A 13,848-nucleotide genomic window follows, 5' to 3' on the forward strand; every position below is an offset into this window, starting at 1 on the left:
ATGACCTTCGCGGACAAGGGCTATCAAGGCGCCCCCGGCAGCGTGCGCACCCCGTTCAAGCGGCGCCGCTTCCGGCCGAAGCTGTCACGCCGGCAAAAGGCCGTCAACCGGGCCCACGCGAAGATCCGCGCCCGCGGCGAACGCGCGATCGCCACCCTCAAGACCTGGAAGATCCTGGTCAAGCTGCGCTGCTGCCCACACCGAGCGACCGCGATCGTGCAGGCCATCCTCGTCCTGCACCACGTCGAAGCCGACCGCCACGCAGGATGAAAATGGCTCAATGTTTCGATTCCGGTTTTAAGAAACGTCTCGTGGCACGGTCCTCAGTCCGCTGAGGACGATCGTTGGCGATGCCTGAGCGCAGGTGATCTCCACAGCCCGCCCCGAGTGGATCTTTTTGTTCACCGGGTTGCGGCCTGCCCAGTTCCGCCGACTGGTCCGGCTGGTCGCCGAGCGTGGCGGGGAATCGATCGCCGAGGGCCGGCCGGGCCGACAGCGGGCCCTCGACTTGGCCGATCGGGTGCTGCTGGTAGCCGCCTACTGGCGCAGCAAGCTGACCATGCGCCAGATCGTGGCGCTGTCTTGGGGTGTCGCACTCCGCCGCCCACGGATCATCGACACCCTCGGACCCCTGCTGGCCCTCACCCTGGTCCGCCAGCGGCCGGTCAGCCAGATCGCCATCGTCGACTGCACCCTGATCCCGACCCGGGACCACCGCCTCGCCGCAGCGAGCAAGAATTACCAGCACTCGGCGAACCTGCAGGTCGCCATCGACGCCAGCACCCGACCCGGTCATCGCCATCGGCGACCCATAACCCGGCAACTGAAACGGCGCTATCGCCTACCGCACCTCAGGCACCTATCAGAAATGTGCCGGACGGCCCTCGTGGCCGACGGCGTCTACTGCGGCAACCCGGAGGTGATCCCGTACCGCGAGCCCCCACGGCGGCGGGCCGCTACCGCCGTGGAAAGAAGACTTAATGCAGCATCGCACCGTCCAAGCGCAGATCGAACGCGCCTTGGCCAGAAAAGAACTGGAAGGTCCTACGCGGCCATCGCCACTCCGCCCATACATTGACTGCTGTCTATCTCGGCGTCGCTCACCTGCACCACGTCGCTCTGAGCTAGTGACCGCCCGTCCAGGCCGCAGGCAACCCCTCCATCCAGTTGCTCGGTTGTCTGCACCCGACCCCGCCCGGACCGGCCTGCCAGTGAGCTGTCCGGGCACCTCTTCGCTCTGCGGATGCGGTCCCGCCGGCCGGACCATCCGACGCGGCGACGTGGTCCTGCCCGAATGCTGGCTGCTCCTGTAATAGCCCCCCGGCCAGCACGAACCCACCGACTACTGACTGTCCGACCTGCCCGCCGAGACGCCACTGACCGAACTGGTCCGCCCCGGTCAGAAGCCGCTGACGCGTCCAGCACGACTACCGCGAGCTGGAGGCCGCCCTCGGGCTTCGACCACTTCGAAAGCCGCTCCTGGATCGGCTGGCACCACCACGTCGCCCTCAGCACTACAAGCGACGCATCCGGACGGGTAGGTGGTTAATGCCGAGGATGAAGTTGGAGCGCATCCGTTCCAACTTCCCATCTATTTCCCACTCGATCCGGTTGTCGATCAGTGTCTTGAAGAGAATCGACAGTTCCACATGACCCAGCATGGCACCGATACATCGGTGGATGCCGTTGCCGTACGACAGATGCTTGTTCGGTGTACGGGCAACATCGAAACGGTGCGGGTCGGGAAACTGCTCCGAATCACGGTTGGCGGACACGTTCCACAGCGTGACCGGGTCCCCCCGTCGGATGGTGCGGCCGGCCAGTTCGGTGTCCCGGCCAGCGATTCGTAGCACGTACGCGTTTGTGGAACTCCACCTCAGGATCTCATTGATCGCGGCGTCCAACAAATGAGCGTCGTCCGACAAACGTTGATACTGCTCAGGGTGCTCGGCCAATGCGACCAGGCCGGACGAGGCGGTGTGCGAGGTTGTCTCATTGCCCCCAACCGCGACGTTCATGCAGTTGTAGAGCACCTCCTCCTCTGACAAACGGCGACCGTTTAGCTCGGCGGCGGCCAGGATGCTGATAACGTCCGGCCCGGGTCGCCCTCGCCGGGAGGCGAGCAGCTCATCGAAGAACTCGAAGATCTCCATCTGGATTGCGGCGAGTCGCAGGCGCTCGTCGCCGGTCTGATCGACGTAGCCCGGGTCCCGGTAACCGACCATGCGTCTGGTCATGTCGATCAGCGCGCGTGCGTCTTGGTGGCCGATGTCCATCATGACCATAAGCGCCCCGGCCGGCAGCTCCGGCCCGATGTCGGTCGCGAAGTCGCAGCCCCCATCCGCGATCGCGCGGTCGACGGCTGCTTCCACGAGGCTCTCGACCTGTCGGGCGACTCGGGCGACCATCTCGGAGGAGAACGCGCGGTGCATCTGCTGGCGCAGCAGACGGTGCCGCGGCGGGTCAGTCGAGACCAGCATCCGGCCCGCCGCCGTGTCCGCTTCACTGCGGTAGGAGCCGCCTAGCATGGCCCCGCCGGACGACAAAAAGGTGGCGTGGTCCAGGTAGCTCGCGGACACCTCGGCATACCGGGTCAGCGCCCAGAAGCCACCCCCGTCAGGCAATCCGTGCCAGTGGACCGGGTCGTGTTCTCTCAGCAGGTCGAACATTGCGTGGTGCTGCCCACGGGCGAATACATCGACATCCGTCAGCGTCACCGATTCAGAAGTGATGGTCACCCGAAGAGGCCTTTCGCTTGCGAACGATTGTCGCGAGGTCAGCGAGCACCGTCGTACTCAGGACGTCCTGCATATCGAGCGGCGCGCCGGTGTCATTGATGACCCGGCGGCGGACGCGGAACGCCAGGAGCGAGTTCCCACCGAGCGCGAAGAAGTCGTCATGGACCCCAACCTGCTCGACATCGAGCAACTCCTCCCAAAGCTTGGCAAGGTAAGATTCCACCGCGTCTCGCGGTGGCACGGTGTCTCGGCGCCGGTCGAGTTCCTTGCGCGCCAGGTCCGCCAGTTGCCGGGTGTCCCGCTTGCCGTGATCGTTCGCCGGGATCTTCGGGACGACGGCGAAGGCGCTGGGGACCATGTACTCGGGCATAGTCTCAGTAGCATGTTCGCGCAGCTTCCGCAGCGACATCTTCTCCTCTCCCGCTACGAGCGCCACGAGATGCTTGCCGTCGCCCTCCCCGATTGCGACCACCGCCACCTCCAACACCCCGCCGAGGCGGGCGAGAGTTCGTTCCACCTCCCTCGGCTCGACGCGGTAGCCCCGCACCTTGACTTGATCGTCGATTCGGCCCAGGAACTCTAGCTGCCCGTCCTCACGCCGCCGCGCCAAGTCACCCGTCGCGTACATACGGCCGGGGTGGAAAGGATTCGGAAGGAAGCTGGCCGCGGTGAGCCGTGGCTGGCCGAGGTATCCTCGGGCCACCCCCGATCCTCCCACGAACAGCTCACCGGTCCTCCCATCGGCAACCGGATAGCGGTTCTGATCCAGTACGTAGATCTGTGCATCCGCCAAAGGAGCGCCGATGGGCACGCTGGTGTCGTCCGGCAGCACGGTCTTGACCCGGTACGAGGTGCAGGCGGTCGTGCCCTCGGTTGGCCCATACAGATTGTGGAAGTGACCACGAAAGGAGCTGCTCAGCAGGTCACGGCACGCAGAGGGCAGGATAACGTCGCCGCCAGTGTGCAGGAGGCGCAACGTCGAGAAGGATTCCCGGTCCTCGCGTACAACATGGTTGACCGCCATGGTGGGCACCAGCATCGCGGTGATCCGTTGACGGCGCAGTTCGCGTTGCAGATCTCCTCCGATCAGGTCAGGCATGGTGGGCAGTACGACGATTTCCGCCCCCGCTGCCAAAGAGCACCAGACCTCGAAGTTGAACGCGTCGAACGACAGACTCGACACGTGTCCCACCCGATCCTGTGGAAGGATTTGGGGCAGCGCCGGATTTACAGCGAAATATGCGAGATTGCGGTGCTCCAGGACGATGGCCTTTGGCGTTCCCGAGGATCCCGAGGTGAAGAGGACGCAGGCGGCCTGGCAACCCATCACCGAAGTAGCGGGCAAGTGGTCAGGACTCTCGCCCGTCAGATCCGGCGGTAGCGGCGCTATCGCCTCCAGTCCGGCGAGGCCGTCCTGTGGGCCGGGCGTCGTGATTACGAGCCGCGCTCCGCTGTTTTTGATCATGAGATCACGTCGCGAGTCCGGCAAACGGGCGTCGATCGGGACGTATGCACCGCCGGCCTTGAGCGTGGCCAGCAGCGCGATGATCACGTCGACGCCCCGGGGGAGGAATACAGCCACGCGGTCCTCGCGCTGAACGCCTCGGCCCACCAGGGCCGCCGCCATCGCGTCCGACGCCTGGTCCAGTTGGACGTACGTGAGGGAGCGGACGGCGTCGGACACGGCCGGGCGGCCGCCGTGACGCGCAACGCTGTCGGCGAACAACGTCAGCAGGTTGGGGTGATCGCAGGTGGAGGAATCCATGCATTCGGCGACAGGCTCGGCCGAGGTCGACCCCAGCGCCTCCGCCTGTTTGAGGCACGTCGCATACGTTCCCTGGTGACCAGTCGGCGTCCAATCGGCGGGCAGTTCCCGATCCACCGGCCAGATACTCAACTGCCCGTTCGTCCAACGCACCACCTGGAATGCCATTCCGCTGCGTTCCCAGCTCGCGGCCTCAGGCTGCATGCTCGGCCTCCTTGACGAGGATCGAGAGCACGGCTTCTGCGGTGCTGGCGTGGCGAAGCAGGTCGTTGCGCGACGCGTCGATGGCGACGGTTAGAGTTCGCGTGGCACCCGGCCATTCCGACGCGTGCTCGTGCCCTCGGGAAACAATCTGGTACGCCGGTCCACCCCAGGCCGGCCACGAGGTGTTATGTGCCGCCACGAGGTGGCCCAGCCAGTCGAGGTAGAAGTCAGCGATGGCCTCGGCATCGGCCATTGTGGCAGCGGCGTCGCCGGGAGAGTAGGTCGCCGCCTGCTCACCGACACCCAGCAGTCCCGCGTGCATTGACCGGAGCACTGCCTCCGGCCGCTCGCGCACGGCCACTTCGTCGAACATCGACGTCGGGGTCCACCCCGCCTCGTCCACGGAGAGAAACTCTCTCAGCTTATGGAGCGCCATCTCGTATTGCTCCTGGACCGCAGGTGCCCGGGCAGGTTCGCCGTCGAAGAGTATCAGCGGCAATGCGCGGCCGGTGATGGCGTAAACATAGGCCGCCAACTCCTGTGCGATGGGAGCCGCCATACAGTACGCCAGCACCGCCCGCACGCCGTCAACGTCGCCCTGCCGGCCCAGCAGCTCCATGGCGTAAGCGCCAGCGGAAAACTGCCGCGGAAACGGTGGGCTCAGCATGTAGTGCACCATGTGCCCGTGCGACTCGAGGTCCAGCGCCGACACGGGCGCCTCCGGCCGCCGCCCGGTGTAGTCGAGGACGAGAATTCTGCCAGTCCCTCCCGCGCCATCACTGGCGCCGGGTGTCCATGCCTCATTAATCAATGCAATCCCTCGAAATATGCCAAGAGTGGAAGGTCTGACGACAGCGGTCCCCGTCATCTTCCTCTCTCCCCCAATGCCGGCGCCGCGTGGCTCGTGCCGCTTACGGGGCCAACATGCGGCTGCGTCTCTACAAGATCGGCCGACGCCATCGCCTCCTCTGGCTGCAATGGGGCGTGCGAGGAAAGCGTCCAGGTGATCGGCATGGCGAGCGCGGCCAGCGTCACGGCCAGATAGAGGACCGAGGCACCGACGAGCGTAACCTGCGTGGTGATCGTCGCCGCGACCGAACCAACGACGGCCAGCCCGATGGGCCGCAGGACGGTGGAGCCGAGATAGTCGTAGGCGATGACCCGCGATAGCACACGTTCGGGCACGTGGTTCTGCATCACGCTTTCCCAAATCGCGTCGGCGAAGGCTATCACGGCACCAAAGAGGAACGACATGCCAGCGAGGGCATAGACCGGTGCCGGCGCCGCGAGCCCCAGCAGCACGGCCGGTGAAAGCAGCAGCGACCCGCCGACCGCGACCAGTGGCCGCTTTGGATGCCACCGCACCGCGACGAGACTGCCCAGGAGCGACCCCATACCCACGGAGGCCGACATGATCGCCCACGCGGTCCCGCCACCCAGGGAGGTCTTAGCGACGACTGGGCCGAGCACCCAGAAGACGGCGAGAAGCGCGAACTGGAACAGCGCGAAGTTCAGGATCCAGGAACGCAGCCATGACCGGGAGATTACCTCGTTCCAGCCCTCCGCCAGGTCCCGCACGAAGCTCTGGCGCTCCTTCGCAGGCCCTCGCTCTGCGGGACTGACACGAGTGAGCAGGAAAGCACTGACCGCGAACGACGCTGCATCGATGGCAAGTGCCCATGCGGGACTGGTTACCGCGAGGAGTACACCGGCGATCGCCGGGCCGGCCACGTGGGTCAGGCCTGCCATCGAGTACATAAGGCCGACACCCCGCTGACGCAGCTCCCGGGGCAGCACCTGTGCTAACAGGCCACTCGACGCTGGCCGGTAAAAGGCGGTCGCCGTGCCGTGAACGGCTTGGAGGACCACCATGGCCCACATGGGCGCATGGTTGGCGAAGATGAGCGCCGCGAAGATGCCCTGGCTGACGAATCGCACCGCGTCGGAGCCGACCATGATCAGCTGACGGGGCAGTCGGTCAGCCCATACGCCGCCGGTCAGGACGAACAGCGCCATGGGCACCGTCCGCGACAGGAGGACGATTCCCAGGGCGGAGGCGGAGCCGGTGACCTGCAGTACCGCGAAGGCGAGTGCTACCGGAACGACCTGGTCACCGAGGAATGAAGCCATGTTCGCGAAGAAAAGGTTGCGGTAGTCCCGCACTCCTAGCGGTAGGACAGACTCCCTGATGGAGGCTGACATCAGACATTCCTCTCGACGAGCTGTCGGGCATCTTCGCCTGACCGCCCCGGTGCCATGGAAAATGATGGGTCTTAGCGTGTCCTGGCGAACGGGACGGGCGGTCCCTTTCGTCATCCAGACCGCTGTGGATCCCGAGCCTGTGGCCGCTATACAGAGGCTGCGGCATTGCCGGGGGGGGATGCTTACGGGCCCAACTGCACCCCGGTCTCCCCAGGGGCGTCGAACGCCTGCCGAACATCAGCGTTTGGCTGGCCGATTGGGGGTACTACAACGCGGCCTGGCCCAGCCTTGGCACCCGTGACGTGGTGACGGGCACGCACCCCAATGTCGTGCCGTGGTGCCCCGGCCGAAGCCGGCAAGCCAGGCTGGCCGAGCGCGAACAGTTGCCCGCAGTTGTCCTCTATGGCAACAACGGTCTCGGCCAACTCCACACCCGCCTTGCAGGTATTCACATCGAGCACGGCCATGGTCTTAGTGCTACTTTCCGATGTAATCGCACGGAAGGGTTTCAGTTGGCCTGGATGGCGGTTGACCTACCCATAGTGGTCGATGCCATGCCTCGAGGCGGCGCAGCTTTCGACACCGACGAGGACGCGGCGGACGCCGGTGATTCGAGCACTGGCACGAGGAAACCGAATTGAAATGCGATCACCGGTGGGAGAATTTGACGAATCCTCCTCCGCATGACCGGCGCGCCTGGACATAGCCATGGAAACCCCCGCTTGCCTTCTGGCCTGTTCGGCGCATCAACCTACGGACACCCCCACCGCCTGTCAACCACTCGTATGGACTAGAGAGGACACATAGAGGTTCATTTGTCCACTTCGTACGCCTGGTGCTCTCAGCCCGACTTAGGACGATAAGACCCCTCTCCGCCGCTGATGGTTGGTGGTTGACGACGCAGCAGGTACCGGCTATGTTCGCTCGCTAGCACTGTCCTCAGTCATGCAGCAGCAGATGGGCGAGTGATCGACGAGGACGTCGCTGTAACGGGGAACAAGTTATGGAGACAGAATTGAAGCATGCGGGGGATCGCATCGTCGCCAAGTTGAACGTGGCTGATTGCGTTCATTCAATTCAGTCATTTCCCCCTGCCACATTCAGGCGTTTCGGCATTGTCAGGTTCGTGCTCGACGATGTCTCACCAACTGGCGACCCGCTCTCTACGCACACGCACTTACTTGCCGTGCATCACGTGCAGGACTCGCTGCTGCCGCTGACAGGGGACAATTTGACCGCGAAGCTGTCCGGCGGCCGGGAGGTAGTGGCATGACGGACGTGCTGCCGACGGTTGTCGTCGTGTACGACATCGGCGCGGCGACGCCACTGGAAATCCTGTCGGCGGCCGCTGGCACCTGCGATGTTCTCTTCCTGTACGACCGCAGCCGACCTGAGGCGGCACCCGGCGTAGAGTTCATCCGGGAACTCGCCGACGGTCTCGACGCCACTGGCCGTACCGTGGACGAGCTCGCCGATATGCTGCGTGAGCGACGGCCGGCCGGCATTGTTACCTTCAGCGAGTACGCGCTACGACTGACCTGCCAGCTCGGAGAGCGGCTCTCCCTGCGCGGCCACGATCTCGCCACCCTGGACCGGCTGACCCGCAAGTCGCTGCAGCGGGAGGCCCTCGCCAGCGCCGGCGTGGACGGCCTGGCGTTTCGTCTCGTCCGCTCCGTGGAGGAGGCCACCGCCGCGCTCGATGAGATCGGCTTCCCGGCCGTGCTGAAGCCGTCAACTGGCACGCACAGCCGGGATACCTTTCGTCTCGACTCCGCCGAGGACTGGCATAACCTCGCCCGCTCCATCGACCTCTCAGAGGACTTCGTCGTCGAGGAGCTGCTGGTGGGCGACCGGCGGTGGACGGGCGAAGGGTGGGGTGACCACGTCTCGGTGGAGTACGCCAGTTTCGATGGCGACCATCAGCACATCGTCACCCTCGGAAAGTTTCCGCTGGCCGAGCCGTTTCGTGAGACGGGCGACTTCTTCCCGTCCACCCTCGACGAGCCTGCCCGCCAACAGGTCCGAAGCCTGGTCGCGGCTGCGCTCACCGCGGTCGGCGTGCGCGACGGGGTAACCCACACGGAGGTCAAGTTCACCGCGACGGGTCCGCGGATCATCGAGATCAACGGCCGCTTGGGCGGCGGCACCGCCGACATTGTCCGCAAGGCAGGCGCGCTGAACCCGATCACCATCGCCCTTCAGATCGCACTCAACTACCGACCGCAGCCCGACTGTCCCGACAAGTCGGAGGAGGTGGTCTTCGAGATGAGCGTCCTATCCCCGCTGGAGAGGGTGAGGGTCGAATCGATCGGAGGGCTCGATGCAGTCCGCGCCCTCGAGGGGATCGACCGTGTGGTCGCCGTTGCCCGTCCGGGATCGATCGTCGACTGGCGCGACGGCTCGGTGAGCCAGCTTTGCACGGTATTCGGCCGGATCCACGGGCACCCGGCACTGGCCCGGCTGCGGCGGGACATCCACAAAACCCTGGACGTAACCTTTTCGCCCGGCGCCGCATGGTGACCTTCACGGAACAGCCCGATGGATGACACTCAAGGTTCGCCTCAGATCAATCGATACCGGCCGGTTCTACCAGGGGTGTCGTCGGTCGGCACGCGCCGGCTAGCGAGTGCCGAGCGGTGGCTGGTATGCGGCAGATCGACGCCGGCGGCCGCCAGTCGGATCTACTGTCTGTCGCATGCCGGTGGCAGCGGCAGCGAGTTTGGTCGTTGGTCGCCGCCCGGGCAGGACATCGAGATTTGGGGCGTTCGCTACCCCGGCCGTGGCACTCGCCTGCGGGAGAAGCCGTACCGCCGACTGGACGAGATGGTGGCAGCCCTCCTCGACGGGGTCGACTTCGTGCCGCCGTTCGGGCTGTTCGGGCACAGCATGGGTGGGTTGGTCGCCTTTGAGGTGGCCCGCGTGCTCAGGCGGCAGGGACGTCCTGGCCCGGATTGGCTTTGGGTCTCGGCCTGCCCGGCACCGCACCTTGCCCGCCCGGAAGCGCCCATCCACCATTTGCCCGACAGCGAATTCCTCGAAACGGTGGCGAGCCGCCACGGGGGGATGCCCGCCGAAGTGTTGCAGGACCAGGAATTGGCCGGGATCGTCCTGCCGTACCTGCGGGCCGACCACGAGATGGTTGAGTCTTACGTCTACCGGCCAGACGAGCCCCTCGCCTGCGCGACCCACGTCCTCTATGCCACCGACGACCTTGTCTCGATCGACCGGTTCGAGGCTTGGTCGAGTCTGACGACTAGGCCGCCGACATTCCACCGGTTTACGGGCGGGCACTTCTACATCAATGAGTACAGGGAATCGGTGCTGCGACTCATGTCGAGCGTGATCTCCGAAGACCAACCACCCCACGTGGTCCGGTGCCCGCCCCCTCCCTGAAATGCACCCAGATCCGGAAGGCAATGAAGTCAAGCTATGAAGACCCTGGACAGGATCGCTCAGTACACGCTGTCGTCGGCCGAGATCGATGAGATCGTTGGGTACTCGCGCATGTTGTGCGACGAGCCGATCCCGCCGACCGACCCGCGCTTCTGCGACAAGCACTGGGACCTTCACCTGCATCTTCCTGAGGGAGTACGCCGGTTCCTGGAGTGGTTTCGCCGGACAGAGGCGGCCGCGGCTTGCTTGGTCAAAGGTTTCCCTGTGCCGGAGGACCAGGTTGGTCTGACCCCGCCGACGTGGGAGGAGGCACTTCTCGACCGCCCGGTCCTCAACCACGACATCTTCATCGCGATGTGCGGCTTGGCACTGGGGGATCCGTTCACATGGTCGACCCTGCAGAACGCTTCCATGATCCAAAACATCGTCCCGATCCGAGGCGACGAGCGACGGCAGAACGGGCACAGCAGCGAGGTGCTACTGGAGTTCCACACCGAGGACGGCTTCCACCCCGCACGCTGTGACTACCTGATGCTCTTTGGTGTCCGCAACAACGACGAGGTCCCGACGTACTTGGCCTCCATCGGCGACGTGGAGCTTTCCGACGCGGTTCGGAGCGTGCTGTCACAGCCACGCTTCCACATATTCCCCGACGACGAGCACGTGCGGCAGTTGCAGCGCCGGCACCCGGACCATCCGGCGCTCGCGCGGGCCTTGGAGCTCCAGCGGGCTCCGGAGGCGGTCGCAGTCCTCTTCGGTGACCGACTCAATCCGTACCTGCGGATCGACCGGCCGTTCATGCGCTGTGCTGAGGGCGACGTGGAAGCTGAGAGGGCGCTCGACGCTCTTATGGCGGAACTGAAGCGGCACCAGCAGTCGGTTGTCGTAGAGCGTGGGACCCTCCTGGTTGTCGACAACTACCGAGCCGTGCACGGGAGAAAAGCGTTCCGCTCTCGGTATGACGGCAGCGACCGATGGTTGAAGCGCATGATCGTCAGCCGTAACTTGCGGAAGGCCGAGGGCGATCGGGGGCCGTCGAGCTACCGGGTGCTGTTCTGAACGCTACAGGCAGATAAGCAGCGGTTTGCCGCTTGGCGGGGCTGGCCATACCCAGACGAACCTGTCGAGATGGCCCGGGCAGACGGTACCAACTGCAACATCAGGTCCGCATATCCACGGCGGGTGCCGGGGAACAAAAGATATCAACCAGTTCGGGGGCGAATAGTTCAGGACCCGTTGAGTGAGCCATGTTCTCCTGGGCCTAGTTGCTCCGCGCGGCTTCGGGCAGAGCGGGCGGTTGTGGGATGGCGCGTACGAACCGCTCGGGGTTGCGGGCGTAGGCGGCGGCCAGGACCTCGCGCACCCGCTCGGCGTGGCCGTGTGGACGTCGTTCGGGGTGTGCCAGCCGATGCCTGAGTGCCGGTGGATCGTGTCGTACCAGGTGAAAAAGGCCCGGCAGTGGGCTCGGGCATCCTGGATGGATCCAAAACCGTCGGGGAAGTCCGGCCGGCACTTCAGCGTCCTGAACTTACTCCCGAGGTCGTCCATCAATCGCCAGTACACGTCAGACTCGTAGAAGCCCTCAGCGTCACTGTTTCCCTCGGCGGGATCGATCTTGTACAACTCGGGGACATCATAGGCGATGGTGTATCCCGCCTCAGAGTTGTTCCACTCGACGCGGACAACCATGTTCGCAGTGCCGATGTCGTAGTTGTCGTTCCCGTGGTTCTTGACGATGTATTCGAACTGATACGTGAAGGTGTAGCTGTCGTCTTTCTTGAGCGACCGCAGATAGTCCTGCTCGTTTACGAAGCCATGGTTATCGGACTCACTCCACATGGCAGCAGCATACGACCACCCAGGCCGACGAGGCCTGCGGGCACTGGTCGGTGGAGGCCAACGGCACGGTGATCGAGCAGGCGCAGATCCTGACGACCTATAACCTGGCCGCCCTCGTTCATGCGGTCGGCGTCGCTTCCACGGGCGGCTGGCCCGAACGGTGCGACGCACGGTCGCGACAGTGAGCAGTTTCATCCTGCGTGACGCTTGGCTTCGACGTGGTGAAGGACGAGGGTGGCCCGCACGATCGCGGTGGCGCGGCGGGGGCAGCAGTGCAGTTTGGTCAGGATCTTCCAGCCCTTGAGGGTGGCGTTGGCGCGTTCGCCGATGGCGCGGATCCGGGCGTGGGCACGGTTCACGGCCTTCTGCCCTCGTGACAGCCGCTGCCGGTATCGGTGGCGTTTGAACGGTGTCCGGATGCTGCCGCCCGCGCCTTGGTACGCCTTGTCGACGAAGGTCATCACGTTGTCCCTACTCAACGCTTGGATCAGGTCGCGCGTGCGGGCAGCGGTCAGGTCGTGGACGGAGCCGGGGAGCGCGGGCGAGGCCCAGACGAGCCGACCGGCCGGGTCGGCGATGACCTGCACGTTCATGCCATGACGGCGGTGTTTGCCGGAGTAGTAGGGCTTCTGGCCCGCGACGCGGTCCATCGGGATGAGGGTGCCGTCGAGGACGACATAGGCCAGGCGGCGGATCCTGCGCATGGCGGCGGACAGGTCGTCGGCGGCTGCGGCGAGGAGGTCGACGGCCTCGCGGACGTACCGCCAGGCGGTCGCCACGCCGATCTCGAACCCGCCGGCCAGCCGGGTGTAGGTGTCACCGTTGCGCAGGTGGGCCAGGGCGAGCAGCGCCTGACGGCCGGGCCCGAGCCGTCGCCAGCGGGATCGGTGCTGGTGACGGTGCCTGCGGATGAGGCCGGCGAGGTGGTTCAGGGTCCGGGTGGACAGCGGAATCGCGGCAGGGTAAGACAGCATGGCGAGGCTCCCGTTACGGCATCGGATCTTGGTCGACTGCTGCCTTACCAGGAGCCTCGTCCTTTGTAGACACCGGGCCTCACCCGCCACCCGTGACCTGCACCATCACGATGAAAATGGCTCAATAATCCGCAGGTGGATGTTGCCGAACTACTCGCCCGGGCTGCGGCCATGGTCCCGGCTGATGTCGTCAACGAGGCCGGCGTGACGAGGGTGGACGTCCGCGAGTACCCCCACCACGACGAGTGGGAGGTCGCGCTCGACCTCCTTGCGGAGGACCTCGGCTCGGGTTGGCGACCACCGGTCGCTTGGTGGGATCTGCTGATCGACAGCGCCGAACTGATGGGGCTTTCTGATGCCGCGGCATGGTGCCGCTGGGGTCGGTGGGAGAGCATCCACGGGATCGTCCGCGCCGAGTTGCGGCTCCTGTCGCCCGCCGAAGGTGGCCGACAAACGCCGATCCCGGGCAAGGGCATCCTCCGACCGCTGTGGGATATCGGCAGGCGCACGGCCGCGGGCGACCCCGATATGCTCGTGGCACGCATCTGGGTGGAGTCAGCACCGACGATGCCGCCGGCCGCCACCGGGTCCGTCCGCCTTGGCCCGCTGTCCCCAGCCCTCTGGAGGCACCTGCAGCCGGGCATGACGATCACCATGCACGAGGGCCGGCCCACCGTAGGAACAACCACCATCATCGAGACGTCGAATGTGCGCTAACTCGGTGCGACCGAGA

General features: G+C 65.3%; 13 protein-coding genes and 2 pseudogenes. 9 read left to right on the top strand and 6 right to left on the bottom strand.

The features are described 5' to 3' along the window. The 3 genes and pseudogenes from FB455_RS31280 to FB455_RS34985 all read left to right on the top strand — a co-directional run. Positions 1-270, top strand: a 270-nt coding sequence (locus FB455_RS31280; protein WP_145755680.1) for a transposase family protein, incomplete at its 5' end; no start/stop codon positions are given. A gap of 94 nt (positions 271-364) precedes the next feature. Beyond that, positions 365-1,128, top strand: a pseudogene (locus tag FB455_RS31285) (transposase family protein). Between the two features lie 67 nt (positions 1,129-1,195). Next, positions 1,196-1,549: pseudogene (locus FB455_RS34985) on the top strand (IS701 family transposase); the annotation flags it as partial. Here FB455_RS34985 and FB455_RS31295 read toward each other — a convergent pair. The 4 genes from FB455_RS31295 to FB455_RS31310 all read right to left on the bottom strand — a co-directional run bounded on the left by FB455_RS31295 (position 1,515) and on the right by FB455_RS31310 (position 6,870). Beyond that, positions 1,515-2,738 carry a cytochrome P450 gene (locus tag FB455_RS31295; protein ID WP_013285022.1) on the bottom strand — a complete coding sequence of 408 codons (1,224 nt, stop codon included), beginning with the start codon at positions 2,736-2,738 and terminating at the stop codon, positions 1,515-1,517. The pseudogene FB455_RS34985 and the gene FB455_RS31295 overlap by 35 nt on opposite strands. After that, complete coding sequence (locus FB455_RS31300) at positions 2,722-4,707, bottom strand: non-ribosomal peptide synthetase (protein ID WP_013285021.1); 1,986 nt, start codon at positions 4,705-4,707, stop codon at positions 2,722-2,724. The genes FB455_RS31295 and FB455_RS31300 overlap by 17 nt, the downstream gene beginning before the upstream one ends. After that, entirely contained in the window at positions 4,697-5,419 is a 723-nt protein-coding gene (locus FB455_RS31305; RefSeq protein WP_013285020.1) for a hypothetical protein, read from the bottom strand. Before FB455_RS31305 ends, FB455_RS31300 begins: the two co-directional genes overlap by 11 nt. Before the next feature lie 152 nt (positions 5,420-5,571). Next, positions 5,572-6,870, bottom strand: coding sequence for an MFS transporter (locus tag FB455_RS31310; RefSeq protein ID WP_049794821.1), 1,299 nt, complete (start codon positions 6,868-6,870; stop codon positions 5,572-5,574). Between the two features lie 1,042 nt (positions 6,871-7,912). Here FB455_RS31310 and FB455_RS31315 point away from each other — a divergent pair. The 4 genes from FB455_RS31315 to gntD are packed head-to-tail and all read left to right on the top strand — an operon-like array spanning position 7,913 to position 11,361. Continuing rightward, on the top strand, positions 7,913-8,182 hold the full coding sequence (locus FB455_RS31315; RefSeq protein WP_145755681.1) for a hypothetical protein: 270 nt from the start codon (positions 7,913-7,915) through the stop codon (positions 8,180-8,182). Next, the gene (locus FB455_RS31320) at positions 8,179-9,429 is read left to right on the top strand and encodes an ATP-grasp domain-containing protein (RefSeq protein ID WP_114919805.1); all 1,251 of its coding nucleotides are present in this window, start codon (positions 8,179-8,181) and stop codon (positions 9,427-9,429) included. The genes FB455_RS31315 and FB455_RS31320 overlap by 4 nt, the downstream gene beginning before the upstream one ends. Positions 9,430-9,447: 18 nt before the next feature. Beyond that, on the top strand, positions 9,448-10,302 hold the full coding sequence (locus tag FB455_RS31325; protein WP_083791314.1) for a thioesterase II family protein: 855 nt from the start codon (positions 9,448-9,450) through the stop codon (positions 10,300-10,302). 36 nt (positions 10,303-10,338) lie between these two features. Further along, positions 10,339-11,361, top strand: coding sequence for a guanitoxin biosynthesis L-enduracididine beta-hydroxylase GntD (gene gntD / locus FB455_RS31330; protein ID WP_013285016.1), 1,023 nt, complete (start codon positions 10,339-10,341; stop codon positions 11,359-11,361). A 3-nt stretch (positions 11,362-11,364) separates the two neighbouring features. On the opposite strand, the gene FB455_RS31335 is transcribed toward gntD, so the two are convergent. After that, positions 11,365-12,141, bottom strand: a complete 777-nt coding sequence (locus FB455_RS31335) for an integrase core domain-containing protein (protein WP_013285015.1) — start codon at positions 12,139-12,141, stop codon at positions 11,365-11,367. A gap of 50 nt (positions 12,142-12,191) precedes the next feature. Between FB455_RS31335 and FB455_RS34990 the strand changes: the two genes are divergently transcribed. After that, positions 12,192-12,326, top strand: coding sequence for a hypothetical protein (locus tag FB455_RS34990; RefSeq protein ID WP_275896027.1), 135 nt, complete (start codon positions 12,192-12,194; stop codon positions 12,324-12,326). A gap of 6 nt (positions 12,327-12,332) precedes the next feature. Here FB455_RS34990 and FB455_RS31340 read toward each other — a convergent pair whose 3' ends face one another. Continuing rightward, positions 12,333-13,115, bottom strand: a complete 783-nt coding sequence (locus tag FB455_RS31340) for an IS5-like element ISMau1 family transposase (protein WP_114919804.1) — start codon at positions 13,113-13,115, stop codon at positions 12,333-12,335. A gap of 135 nt (positions 13,116-13,250) precedes the next feature. Between FB455_RS31340 and FB455_RS31345 the strand changes: the two genes are divergently transcribed. Next, positions 13,251-13,832: a hypothetical protein gene (locus tag FB455_RS31345; protein WP_013285013.1), complete on the top strand. Its 582-nt coding sequence runs from the start codon at positions 13,251-13,253 to the stop codon at positions 13,830-13,832. Positions 13,833-13,848 lie beyond the last annotated feature (16 nt).

This window comes from Micromonospora sp. CNZ296 (assembly GCF_007827635.1).

Excerpts from the sequence above, each read along its gene's own strand:
- FB455_RS31300 (WP_013285021.1), bottom strand. The coding sequence starts at position 4,707 with ATGCAGCCTGAGGCCGCGAGCTGGGAACGCAGCGGAATGGCATTCCAG.
- FB455_RS31315 (WP_145755681.1), top strand. The coding sequence starts at position 7,913 with ATGGAGACAGAATTGAAGCATGCGGGGGATCGCATCGTCGCCAAGTTG.
- FB455_RS31320 (WP_114919805.1), top strand. The coding sequence starts at position 8,179 with ATGACGGACGTGCTGCCGACGGTTGTCGTCGTGTACGACATCGGCGCG.
- FB455_RS31325 (WP_083791314.1), top strand. The coding sequence starts at position 9,448 with ATGGATGACACTCAAGGTTCGCCTCAGATCAATCGATACCGGCCGGTT.
- gntD (WP_013285016.1), top strand. The coding sequence starts at position 10,339 with ATGAAGACCCTGGACAGGATCGCTCAGTACACGCTGTCGTCGGCCGAG.
- FB455_RS31335 (WP_013285015.1), bottom strand. The coding sequence starts at position 12,141 with ATGTGGAGTGAGTCCGATAACCATGGCTTCGTAAACGAGCAGGACTAT.
- FB455_RS31340 (WP_114919804.1), bottom strand. The coding sequence starts at position 13,115 with ATGCTGTCTTACCCTGCCGCGATTCCGCTGTCCACCCGGACCCTGAAC.